The organism is Streptomyces sp. NPDC006512 (assembly GCF_040611935.1).
Lineage (GTDB): Bacteria > Actinomycetota > Actinomycetes > Streptomycetales > Streptomycetaceae > Streptomyces.
This window is the reverse complement of the sequence record NZ_JBEXPG010000016.1, coordinates 53,366-79,409: the sequence shown is the minus strand read 5'-3', so window position 1 is coordinate 79,409 and position 26,044 is coordinate 53,366. Positions and strand designations below refer to the sequence as shown.

The window sequence follows — 26,044 nt, the reverse complement described above, 5'->3', positions numbered from 1 at the left end:
CCTGACGGCTCCGGCCACCTTGACCACTTTGACCAATTCGAGCACGGGGATGGCGTAAAGAATGGTGAACGAGGAGAAGTACCTCGATTACCTCAAGCGGGCGACGGCAGATCTCCGCGAGGCACGGCGCCGGCTGCGCGAGGTGGAGGAGCGGGACCAGGAGCCGATCGCGGTCGTGGCGATGAGCTGCCGCTACCCCGGAGGCATCGACACCCCCGAACGCCTGTGGGAGCTCGTCGCGAGCGGCGCCGACGCCGTCACCCCGTACCCCGCCGACCGGGGATGGCCCGCCGAGGTCCTCTTCGACCCCGATCCCGACAGCGGCATCGAGGCGTACGAGCAGGTCGGCGGATTCCTGCACGACGCCCACCACTTCGACCCCGCGTTCTTCGGGATCTCCCCGCGCGAGGCCCTCGCCATGGACCCGCAGCAGCGGCTCCTCCTCGAAACCTCCTGGGAGGCCTTCGAACGCGCCGGCATCGACCCGACCGCCCTGCGCGGCAGCCGCACCGGCGTCTTCGCCGGCCTCATGTACCACGACTACGCGGCACGGCTGTTCAGCGTCCCCGAGGAGATCGAGGGCTTCCTCGGCAACGGCAGCTCCGGCAGCATCGCCTCCGGCCGCATCGCCTACACGCTCGGCCTGGAGGGCCCCGCCGTCACCGTCGACACGGCCTGCTCCTCCTCCCTCGTCGCCGTCCACCTCGCCGCCCAGGCCCTGCGCGGCGGCGAGTGCACCCTCGCCCTCGCCGGCGGCGTCACCGTCATGTCGACACCCGGCACGTTCACCGAGTTCAGCCGCCACCGCGGCCTCGCCGGCGACGGCCGCTGCAAGTCCTTCGCCGCCGCCGCCGACGGCACCGGCTGGGGCGAGGGCGCCGGCATGCTCGTCCTGGAACGGCTCTCCGCCGCCCGCGCGAACGGCCACCCCGTCCTCGCCGTCATCCGGGGCACCGCCGTCAACCAGGACGGCGCCAGCAGCGGCCTGACCGCCCCCAACGGGCCCTCGCAGCAGCGCGTCATCCGCGAGGCCCTCGCCGCGGCCCGTCTCTCACCCACCCAGATCGACGCCGTCGAGGCCCACGGCACCGGCACGACCCTCGGCGACCCCATCGAAGCCCAGGCCCTGCTGGCCACGTACGGCCAGGACCGGCCGGACGACCGCCCGCTGCTCCTCGGCTCCGTCAAGTCGAACCTCGGACACACGCAGGCCGCCGCCGGCGTCGCCGGGATCATCAAGATGGTCATGGCCATGCGCCACGGCGTACTGCCCAAAACCCTGCACGTCGACGAACCCACCCCGAACGTCGACTGGTCCGAGGGCGCCGTCCGGCTGCTCACCGAGTCCGTACCCTGGCCGGAGACCGGCGCACCCCGCCGCGCGGGCGTCTCCTCGTTCGGCATCAGCGGCACCAACGCCCACACCATCGTCGAACAGGCCCCGGAACCGGCCGACACCGAACCGTCCGCCCCCGAGGCGGACCCGGTGGCGCCGCCCCTGTGGACCCTCTCGGCCAAATCCCCGGCCGCCCTGCGCGCCCAGGCCGGGAAGCTGCACGCGCACCTGACCGCCCACCCGGCCCCGCGCCCACGGGACATCGCCCACTCGCTCGCGCACGGACGCACCGACTTCGAGCACCGGGCCGTCCTCACGGCCCCCGACCGGCCCGGACTCCTGCACGCGCTGGAACGGCTCGCCACGGCCGACCCGGAGCAGCCGGCGCCGGGCATCACCCGGGGCCGTCCCGTGGCGGGCAAGCTGGCGTTCCTGTTCACCGGACAGGGCAGCCAGCGCCCGGGCGCGGGCCGCGAACTCTACGCCGCCCACCCGGTGTTCGCCGCCGCCCTGGACGAGGTGTGCGCACACTTCGACGGCCTCCTCGAACTCCCGCTGAAGAGCGTGCTGTTCGGCGCCGACGCCGATCCGCTGGACCGCACCGAGTACGCCCAGCCCGCCCTGTTCGCCATCGAGGTCGCGCTGTTCCGGCTACTGGAACACTGGGGCGTGACACCGGACTTCCTGTCCGGGCACTCCCTCGGCGAGATCACCGCCGCGCACGTGGCCGGAGTGTTCTCGCTGGAGGACGCGTGCACCCTCGTGGCCGCCCGCGGCCGTCTGATGCAGGCGCTCCCGGCCGGCGGCGCGATGATCGCCCTCCAGGCTTCGGAGGCCGAGGTCCTGCCCCTGCTGACGGCCCGGGTGAGCGTGGCCGCGGTCAACGGCCCGCGTGCGGTGGTCATCGCCGGTGACGAGGACACGGCGATGGCGGTCGCGGGGTCCTTCCCCGACCGCAAGAGCAAGCGCCTCACCGTCAGCCACGCCTTCCACTCGCCGCACATGGACGGCATGCTGGACGACTTCCGCCGGGTGGTGGAGGGACTGTCCTTCGCCGCCCCCCGCATTCCCGTCGTCTCCAACCTGACCGGCGCCCCCGTCACCGACGAGATGGGCTCGGCGGACTTCTGGGTCCGGCACGTCCGCGAAGCGGTCCGCTTCCTCGACGGGGTCCGCGCCCTCGCCGCCCGCAACGTCGTCCACTTCCTGGAGGTCGGCCCGGAAGCCGTCCTGTCCGCCCTCGCCCAGGACTGCCTGACGGACGACACCGGCGACACGGCCGACACCGCCTTCGTGCCCGTACTGCGCACCGGCCGCCCGGAGACCGAGACCCTGGCCGCAGCCCTCGCACGGCTCCACGTCCGCGGCACGCCCGTCGACTGGAACGCCTACCACGCCGGCACCGGAGCACAGCGCGTCGACCTGCCCACCTACGCCTTCCAGCGCGAGCCGTACTGGCTCGACGCCGGACGCCCTCCGGGTGACGTCTCCGCCGCCGGCCTGGGAACCGCGGGCCACCCGCTGCTCGGTGCCGCCGTCGCCCTGGCCGACCTCGACGGGTTCCTCTACACCGGCCGGCTCTCGCTGGACACCCACCCCTGGCTCGCCGACCACACCGTCGCGGGCTCCGTCGTCCTGCCCGGCAGCGCCTTCGTGGAACTGGCGATACGCGCCGGCGACCAGGTCGGCTGCGACCTCCTGGAGGAACTCACCCTCCACGCCCCGCTCGTCCTGCCCCCGCACGGCGGCGTCCAGCTCCAGCTGTGGGTCGGCGCCCCCGACGCCACCGGCCGCCGCACCCTCGGCGTGCACTCCCGGCCCGAGCCCCCCACCGACACCCCCGGACCCGACACCGAACCGGCCGAGCTGCCGTGGACCCGGCACGCCGACGGCGTCCTCGCCGTCGGCGCCCCCCGGCCGACGTTCACCCCCCACACCTGGCCCCCGGCCGACGCCACCCCCCTGCCCGTCGACACCCTGTACGCCGGACTGGCGGAAGCGGGCCTCGACTACGGGCCCGCCTTCCGGGGCGTCCGCGCCGCCTGGGTGACCGGCGAGGCCACCTACGTCGACGTCGCCCTCGACGCCGCCGACGGACAGCGGACCGACACCACCCCGTTCGGGCTGCACCCCGCACTCCTCGACGCCGCCCTGCACACCATCGGCATCGGCGGACTCGTCGACGACACCGGCCGCGGCCGGCTGCCGTTCTCCTGGACCGGCGTCGCCCTGCACGCCACCGGCGCCTCCACGCTGCGCGTACGCCTGACCAGGACCGGACCGGACACCGTGTCCCTCGCGCTCGCCGACGGCACCGGACAGCCCGTCGCCGACATCGCCGCGCTCACGCTCCGCACCCTCTCCGCCGACCACCCGGCCACCGCCGCCGCAGCTCCCCACGACTCGCTGTTCCAGGTGACGTGGACCCCGCTGACCCTCCCCGACACGCCCCGCACCCCCGGCACCCCCGACGCGCCCCGGCTGGTCCTCGACGGGCCGTCCGCCACCGGGGCGCTGCGCGCGGTCCTCGACACCGACGCCCCCGTACCGGACACCGTCCTCGTACGCCTCCCCGCCCCGCCGCAGCCCACTCCCGGGGCCGTCCGCACCGCCGTGCACGACGCGCTCGGCCTGCTGCGGCACTGGCTCGCCGACGACCGCCTCGCCGACAGCCGGCTCGTCCTCCTGACCCGGGGCTCGGTGGCCGTCCGTACCGGCGACCGGCTGCCCGACCCCGTCCACGCCGCCGTCTGGGGCCTGGTGCGCTCCGCGCAGTCCGAGCACCCGGGCCGCTTCGTCCTCGTCGACACCGACACACCCCTGGACGAGCTCCCCGAGGCCACCCTCGACGCGGTACTCGCCACCCGGGAACCGCAGCTCGCCCTGCGCGGGGGCGCCGCGCACGCCCCCCGGCTCGCCCGGCTCCCCGCCCACGCCGGAACCCCGGCCGGGGCGCCCCCGTACGACGCCGACGGCACCGTCCTCGTCACCGGAGCCGCCGGCACCCTCGGCCGGCTCGTCGCACGCCACCTCGTCGCCGAACGCGGCGTACGCCACCTCCTGCTGCTGGGCCGCCGCGGCGACACGGCACCCGGAGCCGCGGAACTGACCCGCGACCTGCACGCCCTCGGCGCCGACGTCACCTGGACGGCGTGCGACGCCGCCGACCGGGAGGCGCTCGCCGCCGCCCTGGCAGCCGTCCCCGCCGCCCACCCGCTCCGCGCGGTCGTCCACACCGCCGGTGTCCTCGACGACGGCGTCATCGAATCGCTCACGCCCGAACGCCTCGACACCGTCCTGCGCCCCAAGGCCGACGCCGCCCTCCACCTCCACGAGCTGACCCGCGACCTCGACCTGTCGGCGTTCGTCCTCTTCTCCTCGGCCGCCGGCGTGTTCGGCGCACCGGGCCAGGGCAACTACGCGGCGGCCAACTCCTTCCTGGACGCCCTCGCCCAGCACCGCCGCGCCCAGGGCCTCCCGGCCGTCTCCCTGGCCTGGGGCCTGTGGGAGGAAGCCGACGGCATGGCCGGCGCCCTGGACCGCGCCGACCTCGACCGGATGAAGCGCGGGGGCGTACAGGGGCTCACCGCCTCCGACGGCCTCGCCCTCCTCGACCTCGCCGACGCCGATGGCGGCGACGGTGACGACGGCGGTGTGCGCCGGGCCCTGCTCGTGCCGATGCGGCTGACCCCGCCCGCCGCCGGCACGGACGTGCCCCCGCTGCTGCGAGGGCTGGTCCGCACCCCCGTACGCCGCACCGCCGCGGCCGCCGGCAGCGGCAGCGGGACGGAGCCGTCCGCCCTCGAACAGCGCCTCCTCGCTCTCGACGCCCCCGCACGGGAACGCCTGCTCCTCGACCTCGTCCGAAGCCACGTCGCCGAGGTGCTCGGCCACGGCACCCCCGACGCCGTCGAACCCGGACAGGCCTTCAACGAGCTGGGCTTCGACTCCCTCACCGCGGTCGAACTCCGCAACCGGCTCGGCGCGGCCGTCGGCCGCCGCCTGCCCGCCACGCTCGTCTTCGACCACCCGACCTCCCTCACCCTGGCCCGCCACCTCGCCGCCGAACTCGGCGGCGACCAGGCCCCCCGCACGTCCCACGGCCCCGCCTCCGGCGCCCCGGCGGGCGGTGACGACGACCCGATCGCGATCGTGGCGATGAGCTGCCGCTACCCGGGCGGAGTGACCACCCCCGAGGAGCTGTGGCGGCTCCTGGAGAGCGGCGGCGACGCCATCACCGGCTTCCCGTCCGACCGGGGCTGGGACGTCGCGTCGCTCTACCACCCCGACCCCGACCACGCCGGAACCTCGTACACCCGCCACGGCGGCTTCCTCCACGACGCCGCAGGCTTCGACCCGACGTTCTTCGGCATCAGCCCGCGCGAGGCGGTCGGCACCGACCCCCAGCAGCGGCTCCTGCTGGAGACCACCTGGGAGGCCTTCGAACGGGCCGGCATCGACCCCGCCACCGTGCGCGGCAGCCGGACCGGCGTCTTCGCCGGCGTCATGTACCACGACTACGCCACCCTGCTGGAACGCTCGGCCGACGGAGCCGACGGCTCGCTCGGCTCCGGCAGCACCGGCAGCATCGCCTCGGGACGCGTCTCGTACACCTTCGGCCTCGAGGGCCCCGCCGTCACCATCGATACGGCCTGCTCGTCCTCGCTGGTCGCCCTCCACATGGCCATCCAGGCCCTGCGCACCCGCGAATGCGACCTCGCCCTGGCCGGCGGCGTCACCGTCATGGCCACCCCGGGCACCTTCGTGGGCTTCAGCCGCCAGCGCGGCCTCTCCGCCGACGGCCGCTGCCGCGCCTTCTCGGCCGACGCCGACGGAACGGGCTGGGGCGAGGGCGTCGGCATGCTCCTCGTGGAGCGGCTCTCCGACGCCCGCCGCAACGGACACCCGGTCCTCGCCGTCGTCCGCGGCTCGGCGATCAACCAGGACGGTGCGAGCAACGGGCTCACCGCCCCCAACGGGCCCTCGCAGCAGCGCGTCATCCGGGCCGCCCTCGCGAGCGCCGGACTCTCCGCCGCGGACGTGGACGCCGTGGAGGCCCACGGCACCGGCACGACCCTGGGCGACCCCATCGAGGCGCAGGCGCTGCTGGCCACGTACGGCCAGGACCGGCCGGCCGATCAGCCGCTGCTGCTCGGCTCCGTCAAATCGAACCTCGGCCACACGCAGGCCGCGGCCGGCGTCGCCGGAGTCATCAAGATGGTGCTGGCCATCCAGCACGGAACGCTGCCCCGCACCCTGCACGCGCAGCGGCCGTCGCCCCACGTGGACTGGTCGACGGGCGCCGTCACCCTCCTGACGGACCCGGTTCCCTGGCCCGAGACGGGCCGGCCGCGCCGCGCCGGGGTGTCGTCGTTCGGCATCAGCGGCACCAACGCCCACACGATCATCGAACAGGCACCCGCTAATGCCGGAGTCGATGCCGATGCCGATGCCGACGTCGATCCGGCCGGTCCCGGCACCGGTACGGCGCCGGGGGCGTTCCCGCTCCGCCTCTCGGGCCGCACCGCAGACGCGCTCGCCGCCCAGGCCCGCGCCCTCGGCGCCCACCTGGACGCCCGGCCCGACCTCCCGCTCGCGGACCTCGCCCACTCCCTGGCCACGACCCGCGCCGGTTTCGACCACCGCGCGGTGATCGTGGCGAAGGACCGCGACACGGCCGCCACCGCCCTCGACGCCCTCGCCGCCGGACGGACGGCCCCCGGCCTGACCCGGGGCACGGTGGCCAAGGGCGGCCGCACCGCATACCTGTTCACCGGACAGGGCAGCCAGCGCCCGGGCGCGGGCCGCGAACTGTACGACACCCACCCGGCCTTCACGTCGGCCCTGGACGCCGTCTGCGCCGAACTCGACGCGCGCCTCGAACTCCCGCTGCGCGACGTCATGTTCGGAGCCGACCGGCAAGCGCTCGACCGCACGGAATACGCGCAGCCCGCGCTGTTCGCCGTCGAAGTGGCCCTCTTCCGGCTGCTGGAGAGCTGGGGCGTGACACCGGACTTCCTGTCCGGTCACTCCATCGGCGAACTGGCCGCCGCGCACGCGGCCGGAGTGCTGACCCTGGCCGACGCCTGTGAACTCGTCGCCGCACGCGGCCGGTTGATGCAAGCCCTCCCGGCCGGCGGCGTGATGATCGCCCTCCAGGCCACGGAGGCCGAGGTCCTGCCCCTGCTCACGGCCCGGGTGAGCATCGCCGCGGTCAACGGCCCGCGGTCGGTGGTCATCGCCGGAGACGAGGACGCGGCGATGGCCGTCGTGGAGTCCTTCCCCGACCGCAAGAGCAAGCGCCTCACCGTCAGCCACGCCTTCCACTCCCCACACATGGACGGCATGCTCGACGACTTCCGCCGGGTGGCCGAACGGCTCTCGTTCGAGGCCCCGCGCATCCCGGTCGTCTCGAACCTCACCGGCGCCCTGGTCTCGGACGAGATGGGCTCGCCGGACTTCTGGGTACGCCACGTCCGCGAGACCGTGCGCTTCCTCGACGGCGTCCGCGCCCTCGAAGCCGCCGGAGCCACCACCTACCTCGAACTCGGCCCCGACGGCACCCTGTCCACCCTCGCCCAGGACTGCGTCACCGACACGTCCACCACCGCGTTCGCCCCGACGCTGCGCGCGGACCGCCCGGAGGCCGAGACCGTCGCCACCGCGCTCGCCCTGGCCCACGTCCACGGCGCCGAAGCCGACTGGCACGCCTACTTCGCCGGAACGGCCGTACGACGCGTCGACCTGCCCACGTACGCCTTCCAGCGCCAGCGCTACTGGCCGGAGACCGGCACCCCCCTGCCCGGCGACGCCACCGGCCTCGGACTCGCCGCCGCCGGACACCCGCTCCTGGGCGCGGCCGTGTCCCTCGCGGACGCCGACGGCTGCGTCCTCACCGGCCGGCTCTCGCTGCACACCCATCCCTGGCTCGCGGACCACACCGTCATGGGCTCCGCCCTGGTCCCCGGAACGGCCTTCGTCGAACTGGCCCTGCACGCCGGCGTCCGGGTCGGAGCCCCGGCCCTCGACGAACTCACCCTCCGGACACCACTGGTCCTGCCGGAAGACGGCACGGCCGTACAGGTCCAGGTCACCGTCGGAGCACCGGACCCCTCGGGGCGCCGCACGGTCGCCGTGTACTCCCGCGCGGCCGACGCCGACGTCGACGACGAGCCGTGGGTCCAGCACGCCGCCGGACTGCTGACGCACGAGGTACGGGCCGCGACCGCCGACCTCGACGTCTGGCCACCGACCGGCACGACCCCCGTCCCGGTGGACCAGGCGTACGAACTGCTCGGCGCCTCGGGGCTCTCCTACGGCCCCCTGTTCCAGGGGCTGCGGGCCGCCTGGCGGCGCGACGGCGAACTGTTCGCCGAGCTCGCCCTGACCGGACGCGCACAATCGGACGCCGAGGCGTTCGGCCTCCACCCCGCGCTGCTCGACTCCGCACTGCACACCCTCGCGCTCGGAGCGGACCTCCTCGCGGCCCCGGACACCGAGGCCGGCACGGCGCGGCTGCCCTTCGCGTGGAACGGCGTACGGCTGCACGCGACCGGCGCCTCGGCCGCCCGAGTCCGCCTGGCCGCAGCCGGCCCCGGCGCCGTATCGCTGGAGCTCGCCGACCCGGCGGGCCTCCCGCTCGCCTCGGTCGCATCGCTGGCGCTGCGTGCGTTCTCGCCAGAGCAGCTCGGTCAGCGGGCGGGTGGTCTTCGTGACTCCTTGTTCCGTGTGGAGTGGACCGAGTTGGCGTCGGGGTCGGGGGAGTCCTTCGACGACTGGCTGATGCTCGGTGGCGACGTGTCGTCGCTGGCGGATGTGCCTGGTGTGGTTCCGCCGGTGGTGGTGGTGCCGTGTGTCGGGCCGGCTGTTGATGACGTGGCGGGTGCGGTGCATGGGGCTACGGCTCGTGTGCTGGAGCTGGTCCAGGGGTGGTTGGCGGACGAGCGGTTCGTGGATGCGCGTCTGGTGTTCTTGACGCGGGGTGCGGTTGCCGCCCGGCCGGGCGAGGGCGTCTCGGATCTGGTGCATGCTGCGGTGTGGGGCCTGGTGCGGTCGGCGCAGTCGGAGAATCCGGGCCGGTTCGTCCTGGTCGACCTCGACGCGGACGGTGAGCTGGAGTCGGGTCTGTCGGTTGCGCTGGCTTCGGGCGAGTCCGAGGTGGCGGTCCGGGGTGGCGCTGTTCTGGTGCCGAGGCTGGCACGTGCCGTGCTCTCGGCCGATGAGCCGGCTGTCGGGTGGGGTGCCGAGGGCACGGTGTTGGTGACGGGTGCGAGTGGTTCGCTGGGCGGGCTGTTCGCGCGTCATCTGGTGACCGAGCACGGTGTGCGGCGTCTGCTGCTGGTGAGCCGTCGTGGTGAGGGTGATTCGGGGCTGACGGCTGAGCTGTTGGCTTTGGGTGCCGAGGTGTCGTGGGCGGCGTGTGATGTGGCCGACAGGGAATCCTTGAAGGCCGTATTGGCGAACGTTCCCGCTGACCGTCCGCTGTCGGCTGTAGTGCACACGGCTGGTGTGCTGGATGACGGCGTGGTCGGCTCGCTCACCGCCGAGCGGCTGTCGGCTGTTCTGCGTCCGAAGGTGGACGCGGCCTGGAATCTCCACGACCTGACCCGGGATCTGGACCTGTCGGCGTTCGTGCTGTTCTCCTCCGCCGCTGGTGTGTTCGGTGGCGCGGGTCAGGCCAACTACGCGGCGGCGAACAGCTTCCTGGACGCCCTCGCGGCCAACCGCAGGGCTGAGGGCCTGACGGGTACGTCTCTCGCCTGGGGTCTGTGGGCCGAAGTCGGCGGTATGGGTGACGCGCTCGACGCCGAGGACGTGTCGCGTCTGGGCCGTGGTGGTGTGAACGCGCTCTCGCCGGAGACCGGCCTCGCGCTGTTCGACGCGGCCGCGCGCACGAACGACCCGCTTCTCGTACCGGTGAAGCTGGACCTCGCCGCATTGCGCGCCCAGGCGGGGAGCGGGATGCTTCCGCCGCTCCTGTCCGCCCTGGTCCGTACGCCCGCCCGCCGGGCCACGGGCACCACCCCCGATGCCTCCGCGCCGGCTGCCCGCCTCGTCGGACTGTCGGAAGTTGAGCAGAGGTCCTTCGTACTGGAGTTGGTCCGTACGCAGGTCGCCGTAGTACTCGGCTATGCCGGGCCGGGGGCGGTCGAGCCCGAACGCTCCTTCCGCGAGCTGGGCTTCGACTCCCTGACCGCCGTCGAACTGCGCAACCTGATCGGCGCCGCCACCGGGCTGCGCCTGCCCGCCACCCTCGTCTTCGACTACCCGACTTCGACCGTCCTGGCCGACCACCTGCGGGGCGAGCTGCTCGGGACGGTGCCCGTGGCGCCGTCGGAGCCGGTCGCCGTCGGCGTCCGGGGCGACGAGCCGATCGCGATCGTGGGACTCGGCTGCCGCTACCCCGGCGGCGTGGAGAGCCCGGACGCCCTGTGGGAGCTGGTCCTGGAAGGCCGGGACGTCATCTCCGGGTTCCCCGACGACCGGGGCTGGGACGTCGACGGCCTGTTCGACGCCGACCCCGGCCACGAGGGTACGAGCTATGCCCGCGAGGGCGGCTTCCTCACCGACGCCTCCGCCTTCGACCCGGCGTTCTTCGGCATCTCGCCGCGCGAGGCCGTGGCGATGGACCCGCAGCAGCGGCTGTTGCTGGAGACCTCGTGGGAGGCGTTCGAGCGGGCCGGCATCGACCCGCGCTCCCTGCGCGGTACCCGGACCGGCGTCTTCGCGGGTGTCATGTACCAGGACTACGCCTCCCGGCTCCCGGCACTGCCCGAAGGCGTCGAGGGCTTCCTCGGCACCGGCAACGCGGGCAGCGTCATCTCCGGCAGGCTGTCGTACACGTTCGGCCTGGAGGGGCCGGCCGTCACCGTCGACACCGCCTGCTCGTCCTCCCTGGTGGCCCTGCACCTCGCGGTGCAGGCGCTGCGCAACGGTGAATGCACGCTCGCCCTCGCGGGCGGCGTGACCGTGATGGCGACCCCCGCGGCCTTCGTGGAGTTCAGCCGGCAGCGGGGCCTCGCGGCCGACGGCCGCTGCAAGGCCTTCTCCGCCGGAGCCGACGGCACGGGCTGGTCCGAGGGGGCCGGGGTCCTGCTGGTGGAACGCCTGTCGGACGCCCGCCGGAACGGGCACCCCGTGCTGGCCGTGGTCCGCGGCTCGGCGATCAACCAGGACGGCGCCAGCAACGGCCTGACCGCGCCCAATGGCCCGTCCCAGCAGCGTGTGATCCGCCAGGCCCTCGCCAACGCCGGCCTGTCGGCCGCTGAGGTGGACGTGGTCGAGGCGCACGGAACGGGTACCACGCTCGGCGACCCGATCGAAGCCCAGGCACTGCTGGCCACGTACGGGCAGGAACGCCCGGCCGACCAGCCGCTCCTGCTCGGATCCATCAAGTCGAACATGGGCCACACGCAGGCCGCGGCCGGTGTCGCGGGTGTGATCAAGATGGTCATGGCGATGCGCCACGGGGTGCTTCCGAAGACCCTGCACGTGGACGAGCCGACTCCGCACGTCGACTGGTCGGCGGGAGCCGTCTCCCTGCTCGAAGCCGCCACTCCCTGGCCGGAGACCGGCCGCCCGCGCCGCGCCGCCGTCTCCTCCTTCGGCTTCAGCGGTACCAATGCCCACGCCGTCATCGAGCAGGCCCCCGAGCCGCCGGAGACCGAGGTGCGGCCCGATCCCACCCGTCGGGCGCCCGCCACCCTGCCGTGGCTCCTCTCGGCCAAGGACCCGCAGGCCCTGCGGGACCAGGCCGCACGCCTGGCGGCGCACGTGGCCGACCACTCCGAGCCGTCCCTCGCGGACATCGGCTACTCCCTGGCGACGAGCAGGACCGCCCTCGACCGGCGGGCCGCGGTCCTCGCGGAGGACCGTGACGGCTACCTGGCCGCACTCGCCGCGCTCGCCGGAGGCGGCTGGGCGCCCGGCCTGCTGGAGGGCTCCCCGGCCTCCGGGAAACTGGCCCTCCTGTTCACCGGACAGGGCAGTCAAAGGCTGGGAATGGGCCGCGAACTGTACGGGACCTACCCGGTGTTCGCGTCCGCACTGGACACGGTGTGCAAGCACCTCGATCTCGAACTGCCCATGCAAGACGTGTTGTTCGGATCGGACGCCGAACTCCTCGGCCGGACGGAGTACACCCAGCCCGCACTGTTCGCCGTCGAGGTGGCCCTGTTCCGACTCCTCGAATCATGGGGTGTGCGACCGGACTTCCTGTCGGGGCACTCCATCGGTGAGGTCGCGGCCGCGCACGTGGCCGGGGTGTTGTCGCTGGAGGACGCGTGCACGTTGGTGGCGGCGCGTGGTCGGCTGATGCAGGCGCTGCCGTCCGGTGGTGTGATGGTCGCGGTGGAGGCGTCGGAGGACGAGGTCCTGCCACTGCTGACCGACCGGGTGAGTATCGCGGCGGTTAACGGACCGCGGTCGGTGGTCGTCGCGGGTGACGAGGACGCGGTGACCGCGGTCGCGGAGTCCTTCCCCGGCCGCAAGACCAAGCGGCTGACGGTCAGTCACGCGTTCCATTCGCCGCACATGGACGGGATGCTGGCCGACTTCCGGAAGGTGGCCGAGGGGCTCGCCTACGGGGCCCCGCGGATTCCGGTCGTGTCGAACCTGACCGGGGCCCTGGTCTCCGACGAGATGGGATCGGCGGACTTCTGGGTCCGCCATGTCCGCGAGGGAGTCCGCTTCCTCGACGGGATCCGCGCCCTGGAGGCCGCCGGGGTCACCACCTACCTCGAACTCGGCCCCGAAGGGGTGCTCTCCGCGCTCGCGCAGGACTGCGTCACCCGCGACGGCGCGGCCTTCCTCCCCGCCCTGCGCGCCGACCGGCCCGAGGACGCTGCCCTCGGTTCCGCCCTCGCCGGGGCACACCTGCGGGGGATCGCCGTCGACTGGCACGCGTACTACGCCGGCACCGGCGCCCACCGCGTCGACCTGCCCACCTACGCCTTCCAGCGCCAGCGGTACTGGCTGGAGGCCCCCGCCCACGCCCTCACGGGCGACGTCACCTCCGCGGGCCTCGGCGCCACCGCGCACCCGCTGCTCGGCGCGGCGGTCGACCTGCCCGACTCGGACGGGTTCCTCTTCACCGGCCGGCTCTCCCCGCGCACCCACCCGTGGCTCGCCGATCACCGCGTCGCGGGCACCGTGCTGCTGCCGGGCGCCGCACTGGTGGAACTGGCCGTCCGCGCGGGCGACCACGCCGGCTGCGGACGCCTGGACGACCTCACCCTCGAAGCACCGCTGGTGCTCGCGGAGACGGGCCCGGGCGGGACACAGCTCCGGCTGACCGTCGCCGGACCGGACGCGGACGGACGCCGCGCCTTCCAGATCTACTCGCGCCCCGAGCCCGCCGCCCCCGACACACCGTGGACCCGTCACGCCGACGGCGTCCTGGCCCCCGACGGCCAGGACACGGACACCGGCGTCGAGACCTCGGGGGAGTGGCCGCCGGCCGGGGCCGTCCCCTGCCCCGTCGACGACCTGTACCCCGGATTCGACGCCATCGGACTCGGCTACGGCCCCGCCTTCCGCAACCTGCGCCGCGCCTACCGGCTCGGGGACGAGGTGTTCGCCGAGGTCGCCCTCGCCGACGACCGCCTCCCCGAAGCCGCCCTCTACGGCCTCCACCCGGCACTCCTCGACGCCGCCCTCCACGCCGTCGGGTTCGGGGAATTCTTCCCCGAAGGCCCGCAGGGCGCCCGGCTTCCCTTCGCCTGGGACGGCGTACGCCTGCACGCGGCCGGGGCCGCCGCCCTGCGCGTACGGATGACACCGGCAGGCCGGGACGCGGTCGCGCTGACCCTGTGGGACGGGGCGGGACAGCCGGTCCTGACCGCCGACTCCCTGGTCCTGCGGCCCCTCGCCACCGACACCGTCACCGCCGGGCCCGCACACGAGGCGCTCTTCCGGATCGACTGGACCGACCTGCCGCCGACGGAGGCACCGGCCCCGGCCGGCAGCCACTGGGCGCTGCTCGGCCCGGACCCCCTCAGGACGGGCGCCGGCCTGGAACGGGCCGGAGTCCTCGAAGACCCGGCCGCCTCCGCCCACGCCGACCTGACCGCCCTGGGCGAGGCCGTCGACCTGGCGGAGGCCCTGGGGGAGCGGGCACCGGAGACGGTCCTCGTCTCCCTGGCCCCCGACCCCGCCACGGCGAGCCGCCCCGGCACCGCCGCGCACGCTGCGACCGCCGACGCCCTGGAACTCGTCCAGGGCTGGCTGGCCGACGAACGGTTCGCCGCGTCCCGGCTCGCGGTCATCACCCGCGGCGCCGTCTCCACCGCCCCCGACGAGGACGTCACCGACCTCACGCACGCCGCCGTGTGGGGCCTGGTGCGCTCCGCGCAGGCCGAACACCCCGACCGGTTCGTCCTGGTCGACCTCGACGGCGAGGACACGTCCCGCACGGCCCTGGCCACCGCCCTCGCCACCGACGAGACGCAGCTCGCCCTGCGCGACGGAACCGTACGGGTCCCCCGCCTGGCCCGGGCCGCCCTCTCCCCGCCCGCCGACGGCGCCACCGCCGGCCACCGCCCGGACCCCGAGGGCACGGTCCTCGTCACCGGAGCCACCGGCACCCTCGGCGGGCTCCTCGCCCGGCACCTGGTCGCCGAACACGGCGTACGGCACCTGCTGCTCACCAGCCGCCGCGGCGGCGAAGCGGCCGGCGCCACCGAACTCGCCGACGCACTCACGCAGGCGGGAGCCCGGGTCACCTGGGCGGCCTGCGACGCCGCCGACCGGGACGCCCTGGCCGCGCTGCTGGACTCCGTACCGGCCGCGCACCCGCTGACGGCCGTCGTGCACACCGCCGGCGTCCTCGACGACGGCACCGTCACCTCCCTCACCCCCGAACGCGTCGCGAAGGTACTGCGGCCCAAGGCCGACGCGGCATGGAACCTGCACGAGCTGACCCGGGACCTCGACCTGGCCGCGTTCGTCCTGTTCTCCTCGGCGGCCGGTGTGTTCGGCAACCCGGGACAGGCCAACTACGCGGCCGGCAACACCTTCCTCGACGCACTCGCCCAGCACCGCCGGGCGCATGGCCTGGCGGGCCTCTCGCTCGCCTGGGGCCTGTGGGACGACGAGGCAGGCATGGCCGCGACCCTCGACGCGCAGGACCGGCAGCGCCTCGGCCGCGGCAGCATGAACGCCCTGTCGGCGGCCGACGGCCTGGCCCTCTTCGACACGGCGCTGCGGGCGCCGGCTCCGAGCCTGCTCGTGCCCGCCCGGCTCGACCTGGCCGCCCTCCAAGCCCAGACGGGCGACTCCGTCGCACCCCTGCTGCGCGGCTTGCTCCGTACGACCGTACGACGCAGGACGAGCGGCGGCGCCGCCGCGGACGCCCCCGGATCACTCGCGGAACAGCTGGCCCAGCTGCCGCCCGCCGAACGGGACCGGGTACTCCTCGACACGGTCTGCACCCACGTCGCCCAGGTACTGGGCCACAGCGGCGCGGCCGCCATCGAACCCGGCAGCGCGTTCAAGGAACTCGGCTTCGACTCCCTGACGGCCGTCGAACTACGCAACCGCCTCGGCGCGGCCACCGGACTCCGGCTCCCGGCCACGCTCATCTTCGACTACCCGACCCCCGAGGGACTCAGCGCCCACCTGCGCTCCGCACTGCCCCTCGACACCGACGGACCCACTGTGTTCGGCGAACTCGACCGGCTGGAAGCCGCGTTGGGCGCCACGGACGCGGACGGCGTCACCCGCTCGCGGATCACGATGCGCCTCCAGGCCCTCATGGCCAAATGGCACGCCACCCAGGACACCGGGCGCACCGCCCCCGGAACCGGCACCGCCGAGGACTCCGACGACGACCTCGACACGGTCACCGACGACGAGCTGTTCGACCTGCTCGACGACGAACTCGGCGCCTGAACCGGCCGCTCCCCGAGCACGCCGGGCGGGGCACCCGCCCCGCCCGGCAGCCCGACCACCACCACGGACACACCCGTACGACCGCCTCTCTGGCATGGAGCCCACGCACATGGTGAACGAGGACAAGCTTCGCGACTACCTCAAGCGGGCGACCGCCGATCTGCGCCAGGCCCGCAGGCGGTTGCGCGAAGTGGAGGAGCAGAACCAGGAACCCGTCGCGATCGTCGCGATGAGCTGCCGCTACCCGGGCGGTGTCCGCACCCCCGAGGACCTGTGGCGGCTCGTCGCCGACGGCGACGACGCGATCTCCGGATTCCCCGCCGACCGCGGCTGGGACGTCGAGTCGCTCTACGACGCCGACCCCGACAGCGCCGGATCCAGCTACGTCAGCGAAGGCGGCTTCCTCTACGACGCCGCCCGCTTCGACCCCGCGCCCTTCGGGATCTCCCCGCGCGAGGCCCTGGCCATGGACCCGCAGCAGCGACTCCTGCTGGAAACCTCCTGGGAGGCGTTCGAACGCGCCGGCATCGACCCGACGTCCCTGCGCGGCAGCCGCACGGCCGTGTTCGCCGGCGTGATGTACCACGACTACACCGCCCGCCTGGACTCCGTCCCCGAAGGCGTCGAAGGCTTCCTCGGCACCGGCAGCTCCGGCAGCATCGCCTCCGGCCGGGTCGCGTACACCTTCGGCCTCGAAGGCCCCGCCGTCACCGTCGACACGGCCTGCTCCTCCTCCCTGGTCACCCTGCACCTCGCCGTACAGGCCCTGCGGGCGGGGGAGTGCACCATGGCCCTCGCCGGCGGCGTCACCGTCATGGCCACCCCGGCCACCTTCACCGAGTTCAGCCGCCAGCGCGGACTCGCGAGCGACGGCCGCTGCAAGCCCTTCGCCGCGGCCGCCGACGGCACCGGGTGGGGCGAGGGCGTCGGCATGCTCCTCGTGGAGCGGCTCTCGGACGCACAGCGCAACGGGCACCCGGTGCTCGCCGTGATCCGCGGCTCGGCCATCAACCAGGACGGCGCGAGCAACGGACTGACCGCCCCCAACGGCCCCTCGCAGCAGCGGGTCATCCACCAGGCCCTCACCAACGCCCGCCTGTCGGCCGCCGACGTCGACGTCGTCGAAGCGCACGGCACCGGCACCACCCTCGGCGACCCGATCGAGGCCCAGGCGCTGCTGGCGACGTACGGGCAGGACCGCCCGGCCGAGCGGCCGCTGCTCCTCGGCTCCATCAAGTCCAACATCGGACACACCCAGGCGGCGGCCGGCGTCGCGAGCATCATCAAGATGGTCGAGGCGATGCGGCACGGCCTCGTGCCCAGGACCCTCCACCTCGACGCGCCGACCCCGCACGTCGACTGGGAGGCGGGCGCCGTCTCCCTCATCGGCGCGAACGTCGCCTGGCCGCAGACCGGTGCCCCCCGTCGTGCGGGGGTGTCGTCGTTCGGGTTCAGCGGGACGAACGCGCACGTGATCGTGGAGCAGGCGCCGGAGCGTGAGGTGGCTGAGGCGGTCGGGGACGTGGTGCTGCCGGTGGTGCCGTGGGTGCTGTCGGGTAAGAGCGCGGGGGCGTTGCGGGCGCAGGCGGAGCGGTTGTCGGGGTGGCTGGCGGGTGTGCCGTCGGTTGATCCGTTGGATGTGGGCTGGTCTTTGGCGTCGACGCGTGCGGGGCTGGATCACCGGGCGGTGGTGCTGGGTGACCATGCTGCTGGTGTGGATGCGGTGGCGTCGGGTGCGTTGGCTGCGGGTGTGGTGACCGGGTCGGTCATCGGGGGCAAGACGGTGTTCGTGTTCCCGGGGCAGGGTTCGCAGTGGGTGGGTATGGCGGCCGGGTTGCTGGACACCTCGCCCGTGTTCGCCTCGCGGATCGATGAGTGTGCGAAGGCCCTGGAGCCCTTCACCGGCTGGTCGTTGGTTGAGGTGCTGCGCGGCGCCGAGGGTGCGCCGTCGTTGGACCGGGTGGATGTGGTGCAGCCTGCGCTGTTCGCGGTGATGGTGTCCCTGGCCGAGGTGTGGCGTGCGGCGGGTGTGCGTCCGGGTGCGGTGATCGGGCATTCGCAGGGTGAGATCGCTGCCGCGTGTGTCGCCGGGATCCTGTCGTTGGAGGACGCGGCCCGGGTGGTGGCTCTGCGGAGTCAGGCGATCGGCAGGGTCCTGGCCGGTCTCGGCGGCATGGTCTCCGTGCCCCTGCCGGCCGTCGAAGTCCGGGAGCGGATCGCGCCTTGGGGTGAGGAGCGGATCTCCGTCGCCGCCGTCAACGGCCCATCCTCCGTGGTGATCTCGGGCGAGGTGGAGGCCCTGGAGGAGTTCCTGGACGCCTGCGAGGCGGACGGGATACGTGCCAAGCGGATCGCGGTGGACTACGCCTCGCACTCCGCGCAGGTCGAGCTGCTGCGGGAGGAGCTCGACGAACTGCTGGCACCCCTCACCCCCCGGGCGGCCGAGGTGCCGTTCCTCTCGACCGTCACGGGCGAGTGGGTCAAGGGACCGGAGCTGGACGGCGCCTACTGGTTCCGGAACCTCCGCCGGACGGTGGAGTTGGAGGACGCCACCCGCACCCTCCTTGACCAGGGATTCGGCGTGTTCATCGAGTCCAGCCCGCACCCCGTCCTCACCGTCGGCATGCAGGAGACGGTGGAGGACGCGGGCCGTGAGGCGGCGGTCCTCGGTTCGCTCCGCCGTAACGAGGGGGGTCTGGAGCGGTTCTGGCTGTCCCTGGGCGAGGCCTATGTACGCGGCGTCACCGTGGACTGGGAGGCCGTGTTCGCGGGGACGGGTGCCCGCCGGGTCGACCTGCCCACCTACGCCTTCCAGCAGGAGCACTTCTGGCTCGAAAGCGGCACCGCCGAGGAACCCGGCAGCGCAGGCTCCCCGATGGACTCCGTCGACGCCCGCTTCTGGGAGGCCGTCGAGCGGCACGACGTGGCGGCCCTCACCGCCGAGCTGGACATCGACGCGGACCAGTCGCTCACCGCCCTCCTGCCCGCGCTGTCCTCCTGGCGGCGCCAGAGCCAGGAGCGGTCGACGGTCGACGGCTGGCGCTACCGGGTGACCTGGAAGCCGGCCCCCGAGCCCACCACCGCCCGGCTCACCGGGACCTGGCTGGTCGCGGTACCCGAGGCGCTGACCGGCGCCGTGGACGAGGGGGTCGGCGCGGTCCTGCGTACGCTCGCCGAACGCGGCGCCGACGTACGGCAGATCAGCGTCCCCGAGGGCCACGGCGCCCGGGCCGAGCTGGCCGGGCGGCTCCGCGAGGCGCTCGCCGACGGCCCTGCGGCATCGGGTGTGCTGTCCCTCCTGACCCGCGCCGGAACGGAAGCGGAACCGATCGGCGGGTCCGCGTCCGCCGGAGTGATCGCCACGCTCTCCCTCGTCCAGGCCCTCGGCGACGCCGACGTGGCCGCGCCGCTGTGGTGCGTCACCCGGGGAGCGGTCTCCGTGGCCCGCTCCGAGCGGCAGGCCGATCCCGCGCAGGCGCCGGTCTGGGGTCTCGGCCGGGTGACGGCCCTGGAGCACGGCGAGCGCTGGGGCGGTCTGATCGACCTGCCCGCGCAGGCCGACGGCCGGGCCCTGGAACGCCTCGCGGGCGTCCTGGCCGGTGACGCCGTCGAGGACCAGGTCGCCGTTCGGGCCTCGGGGCTGTTCGTACGGCGTCTCGTGCGGGCCCGGCTGGCCGAGACGCCGGCCGTACGGGAATGGCGGCCGACCGGGACGACGCTGGTCACCGGGGGTACGGGGGCGCTGGGCGCGCACGTGGCCCGCTGGCTCGCCGAGAACGGCGCCGAACACCTGGTCCTGACCAGCCGCCGCGGGCCCGACGCGCCCGGCGCCGAGGCGCTGCGTGAGGAGCTCACCGCGCTCGGCGCCCGGGTCACCCTCGCCGCCTGCGACGTCGCCGACCGCGCCGCCCTCGCCGTGCTCCTCACCGCCATTCCCGCCGACCAGCCCCTCACGGCCGTCGTCCACACCGCGGCCGTCCTCGACGACGGGGTCATCGAGGCGCTGACCCCCGAACAGATCGAACGGGTGCTGCGGGTCAAGGTCGACGCGACGCTGCACCTGCACGAGCTGACCCGCGACCTCGGCCTGTCCGCGTTCGTGCTGTTCTCCTCCTTCGCCGCCACCTTCGGCGCCCCGGGCCAGGGCAACTACGCGCCCGGGAACGCGTTCCTCGACGCGTTCGCCGAGTACCGGCGAGCCGCCGGCCTGCTCGCGACCTCCGTCGCCTGGGGGCCCTGGGGCGACGGGGGCATGGCAGAAGGCGCCGTCGGCGACCGCATGCGCCGCCATGGCGTCATCGAAATGGCCCCCGAGCGGGCGGTCACCGCACTCCAGCACGCGCTGGACCGCGACGAAACCACCCTGACCGTCGCCGACATGGAGTGGAAGCGCTTCGTCCTGGCCTTCACCTCCGGCCGCGCCCGGCCGCTGCTGCACGACCTGCCCGAAGCCCGGCAGGTCATGGACAGCGCCGGCACCGGTGCGGCGGAGGACAGTGGCAGCGCCGCCGTCCTCGCCCGGCAGCTCGCCGGGCAGCCCGAGGCCGAACAGGAACGGCTGCTGCTCGACCTGGTCCGTACGGCCGTCGCCGCCGTCCTCGGCTACGCCGGGCCCGACGCCGTGGAGGCCGGCCGGGCGTTCAAGGAGCTCGGCTTCGACTCCCTCACCTCCGTCGAGCTGCGCAACCGCCTGAACGCCGCCGCCGGGCTCAGCCTGCCGCCCACCCTCGTCTTCGACCACCCGACGCCCACCGTCCTCGCCCGGCACCTGCGGGCCGAGCTCGCCGGCCAGGGCGCGCCGGGCACCGCGTACGTACCGACGGCGGCCCCCTCGGGGGCCGACGCCGAACCGATCGCCGTCGTCGCGATGAGCTGCCGCTTCCCCGGCGGCGTCCGCAGCCCCGAGGAACTGTGGCAGCTGCTCGCCTCCGGCGGTGACGGGCTCTCGCAGTTCCCCGCCGACCGGGGCTGGGACGTCGAGGCGCTGTACGACCCCGACCCCGACGCCCAGGGCACCTCCTACACCCGCGAAGGCGGGTTCCTCTCCGGCGCGGCCGCCTTCGATCCCGGGTTCTTCGGGATCTCCCCGCGCGAGGCCCTGGCCATGGACCCGCAGCAGCGGCTGCTGCTGGAGACCACGTGGGAGGCCTTCGAACGGGCCGGCATCGACCCGGAGACCCTCCGCGGCAGCCAGTCCGGTGTCTTCGTCGGCACCAACGGCTCCGACTACTCCCACCTCGTACGGGGCGCCGCCGACGGCCTGGAGGGGCACCTGGCCACCGGCAGCGCGGGCAGCGTCGTCTCCGGCCGCCTCTCGTACACCTTCGGTCTCGAAGGGCCGGCCGTCACCGTCGACACCGCCTGCTCGGCCTCGCTCGTCGCCCTCCACCTCGCCGTCCAGGCGCTGCGGAGCGGTGAGTGCACCATGGCCCTCGCCGGCGGGGTGACGGTCATGTCCACACCCGGCACCTTCATCGAGTTCAGCCGCCAGCGCGGACTGTCCACCGACGGACGCTGCAAGGCCTTCTCCTCCGACGCCGACGGCTTCAGCCCGGCCGAGGGTGTCGGCATGCTCCTCGTGGAGCGCCTGTCGGACGCGCAGCGCAACGGGCACCCGGTACTGGCCGTCATCCGGGGGACGGCGATCAACCAGGACGGCGCGAGCAACGGCCTGACCGCGCCCAACGGCCCGTCCCAGCAGCGCGTCATCCGCCAGGCCCTCGCCAACGCCCGCCTGTCGGCCGCAGAGGTCGACGTGGTCGAGGCGCACGGCACCGGTACGACCCTGGGCGACCCGATCGAGGCCCAGGCGCTGCTGGCGACGTACGGGCAGGACCGCCCGGCCGGCCGGCCGCTGCTGGTCGGCTCGATCAAGTCCAACATCGGGCACGCGCAGGCCGCGGCCGGCGTCGCCGGCGTCATCAAGATGGTGCTCGCCATGCAGCACGGCGTGCTGCCGCAGAGCCTGCACATCGCCGAACCCACCCCGCACGTCGACTGGAGCGCGGGCGAGGTCGCCCTGCTGACGGAACAGCGGGCCTGGCCCGAGACCCCCGACCGCCCCTGGCGCGCGGGTGTGTCGTCGTTCGGGTTCAGCGGGACCAACGCCCATGCCATCATCGAACAGGCCCCGGCCGCAGCCGGCTCCCCGGAACCGGGCACCTCGGAACAGGGGCCGGACGGGCGGGGGGCCGACGGGCGGGGGACCCCTGCGTCCGCGACCGGCCACCCCCTACTGACCACGACGACCCCGCACGACACCGGTACCGACCCGTCGACGCCGCTGCCCTGGCCGCTGACGGCCAAGACCGAGAAGGCGCTCGGCGGCCAGGCCGAACGCCTCCTGAACCACCTCGCCACCCGTCCTGACCTGCGACAGTCCGACATCGGCCATTCCCTGGCCACCAGCCGCACGGCGCACGACCGGCGCGCGGTACTCATCGGACGGGACCGGGACGAGCACCTCGCGGGCCTGGCCACGCTGGCCGCCGGAGGCACCGCACCCCTGCTCGTCCAGGGGTCGGTCATCGGGGGCAAGACGGCGTTCGTGTTCCCCGGACAGGGGTCGCAATGGGTGGGCATGGCCGACGCCCTGTTGGACGCTTCACCCGTGTTCGCTGCCCGGGTTGATGACTGCGCCAAGGCCCTGGAACCCTTCACCGACTGGTCGTTGGTGGACGTGCTCCGGGGTGCCGATGACGCGCCCTCGTTCGACCGGGTGGACGTGGTGCAGCCTGCGCTGTTCGCGGTGATGGTGTCCCTGGCCGAGGTGTGGCGTGCGGCGGGTGTGCGTCCGGGTGCGGTGATCGGGCATTCCCAGGGCGAGATCGCTGCCGCCTGCGTCGCCGGGATCCTCTCCCTCGAAGACGCCGCCCGCGTGGTGGCTCTGCGGAGTCAGGCGATCGGGCGGGTGCTGGCCGGTCTGGGCGGCATGGTGTCCGTGCCCCTGCCGGCCACCGAAGTCCGCGAGCGGATCGCGCCCTGGGGTGAGGAGCGGATCTCCGTCGCCGCCGTCAACGGCCCATCTTCCGTGGTCGTCTCGGGCGAGGTGGAGGCCCTGGAAGAACTTCTGGCCGCCTGCGAGGCGGACGGGATACGTGCCAAGCGGATCGCGGTGGACTACGCCTCGCACTCCGCGCAGGTCGAACTGCTCCGGGAGGAACTCGACGAGCTCCTGGCGCCGGTCGTCCCGCAGCCCGCGCAGGTGCCGTTCCTCTCGACGGTCACGGGGGAGTGGGTGAAGGGGCCGGAGCTGGATGCCGGTTACTGGTTCCGGAACCTTCGCCGGACGGTGGAGCTGGAGGATGCCACCCGGACCCTCCTCGGTCAGGGCTTCGGTGTGTTCATCGAGTCCAGCCCCCACCCCGTCCTCACCGTCGGGATGCAGGAGACGGTGGAGGACGCGGGCCGTGAGGCGGCGGTACTCGGTTCGCTCCGCCGTAACGAGGGGGGTCTGGAGCGGTTCTGGCTGTCCCTGGGCGAGGCCTATGTACGCGGCGTCACCGTGGACTGGGAGGCTGTATTCGCGGGGATGGGTGCCCGCCGGGTCGACCTGCCGACCTACGCGTTCCAGTCGCAGCGGTTCTGGCCGGAGGCCGCGCCCGTCGAGGCGGAGGCTCCGGCCGCGGAGAGCGCCGTCGACGCACGCTTCTGGGAAGCCGTCGAACGCGAGGACCTCGCCGCGCTCACCGCCGAACTGCGCGTCGAGGGCGACCAGCCACTGACCGCCCTGCTCCCCGCGCTGTCCTCCTGGCGCAGGCAGAGCCGCGAACAGTCCACCGTCGACGGCTGGCGCTACCGCGTCACCTGGAAGCCCCTGACCGAAGCCACCACGACCCGGCTCACCGGAACGTGGCTGGTCGTGGTACCCGAGGGCCTGACCGGTCCCGCCGACGAGCGGGCCCGCGCGGTCCTGCGTACCCTCGCCGACCGTGGCGCCGAAGTCCGTACCGTCACCGTGGCCGCCGACGCGGCCGGCCGGGACGCGCTCGCCGCCACCCTCAAGGCCGCCACCGACGGTCAGGACGACCCCGCCGGAGTCCTCTCCCTCCTCGCCCTCGACGCCGGCGCCGGCGCCACGCCGTCACCGGGTGCGCACACCGGACTCCTCGGCACCGCCGCGCTCGTCCAGGCCCTCGGCGACGCCGACGTGTCGGCGCCCCTGTGGTGCCTGACCCGAGGCGCCGTCTCCGTGGCCCGGTCGGAGAGGCTCCTGGATCCGGCACAGGCGCTCCTGTGGGGCTTCGGCCGGACCGCCGCACTGGAGTTCCCCGACCGCTGGGGCGGCCTGATCGACCTGCCCGCGCAGGCCGACGACCGGACCCTCGAACGCCTCGCGGGCGTCCTCGCCGGCGACGGAGCCGAGGACCAGGTCGCCGTCCGTACCTCCGGGCTCTTCGGCCGGCGACTGGCTCGCGCGCCGCTCGCCGACGCGCCGACCGCGCCCGCCTGGAAGCCGCACGGCACGACGCTGGTCACCGGCGGCACGGGGGCGCTGGGCGCGCACGTGGCCCGCTGGCTCGCCCAGAACGGAGCCGGGCACCTGGTCCTGACCAGCCGCCGCGGACCTGACGCTCCCGGCGCCGAGGCGCTGCGTGAGGAGCTCACCGCGCTCGGCGCCCGGGTCACCCTCGCCGCCTGCGACGTCGCCGACCGCGCCGCGCTCGTCGCGCTCCTCGCCACCGTCCCCGCCGACCAGCCCCTGACCGCCGTCGTCCACACCGCCGGTGTCCTCGACGACGGAGTCATCGACGGGCTGACCCCCGAACGGTTCGCGACCGTACTCGCCCCCAAGGCGGACGCCGCCCTGCACCTGCACGAGCTGACCCGCGACCTCGGCCTGTCCGCGTTCGTGCTCTTCTCCGGAATCGCGGGCACGCTCGGCGACGCCGGCCAGGGCAACTACGCCGCCGCCAACTCCTACCTCGACGCCCTCGCCGAGCAGCGGCACGCCGACGGCCTGCCCGCGACCTCGGTGGCCTGGGGCCGCTGGGGTGACAGCGGGCTGGCCGCGGGCGGCGCCATCGGCGAACGCCTCGACCGAGGCGGCGTACCCGCCATGGCGCCGGGCGCCGCGATCCGCGCACTCCAGCAGGCCCTCGACCACACCGAGCCGGCCGTCGCCGTCGCCGACATCCAGTGGGAACGCTTCACCCCCGGCTACACCGCGGTACGCCCCAGCCCGTTCCTCGGCGACCTGCCCGACGTCCGCAGGCTGGCACCGACCGCGCAGGCCACCGGTGCAGCGGGCGGCGCGGGCGAGGAGGGAACCCCGGCCGAGGCGCTGCGCCGACGGCTGTCGGTGATGCCGCAGACCGAACAGGCCCTGGCCGTCCTGGAACTGGTCCGCTCGCACGCGGCGACCGCGCTCGGGCACCCCACCACCGACGAGGTGGGCGCGGGCCGTGCGTTCAAGGAGCTCGGCTTCGACTCCCTGATCGCGCTGGAGCTCCGCAACCGCCTGAACGCCGCCACCGGACTGAAGCTCCCGGCCACGCTGGTCTTCGACCACCCGACGCCGGCGGTACTCGCCGAGTTCCTCCGGGCCGAGATCGTCCAGGACGGCAGCACCGCCGCCGCGCCCGGTCTCGCGGAGCTCGAAAGGCTCGAATCCGCGCTGTCCGTCCTCGACCCCGACGGGGAGACGCGCGCCGACATCGCCTCGCGCCTGCAGGCCCTCCTGGCGAAATGGGGTGAACCGCAAGCCCAATCCAGCGACGGGGCCGTGGCCGAGAAGCTCCAGGAAGCCACCCCCGACGAGCTCTTCGACTTCATCGAGAACGAGCTCGGCATCTAGCACAGCGGTCAGCAGGCAGTAGC

The 26,044-nt window shown here is 74.2% G+C and carries 2 protein-coding genes; both read left to right on the top strand.

The genetic code is table 11. The annotated features are described in order from the left end of the window. The first annotated feature begins 61 nt into the window (after positions 1 to 61). A complete protein-coding gene (locus tag ABZZ17_RS13950; RefSeq protein ID WP_356875494.1) occupies positions 62 to 16,225 on the top strand; it encodes a type I polyketide synthase in 16,164 nt (5,387 codons plus the stop codon). 109 nt (positions 16,226 to 16,334) lie between these two features. Further along, positions 16,335 to 26,021 carry a type I polyketide synthase gene (locus tag ABZZ17_RS13945; protein WP_356875506.1) on the top strand — a complete coding sequence of 3,229 codons (9,687 nt, stop codon included), beginning with the start codon at positions 16,335 to 16,337 and terminating at the stop codon, positions 26,019 to 26,021. Positions 26,022 to 26,044 lie beyond the last annotated feature (23 nt).

What these genes read in the sequence shown, in the direction of transcription:
- ABZZ17_RS13950 (WP_356875494.1), top strand. Translation starts at nt 62, where the DNA reads ATGGTGAACGAGGAGAAGTACCTCGATTACCTCAAGCGGGCGACGGCA.
- ABZZ17_RS13945 (WP_356875506.1), top strand. Translation starts at nt 16,335, where the DNA reads ATGGTGAACGAGGACAAGCTTCGCGACTACCTCAAGCGGGCGACCGCC.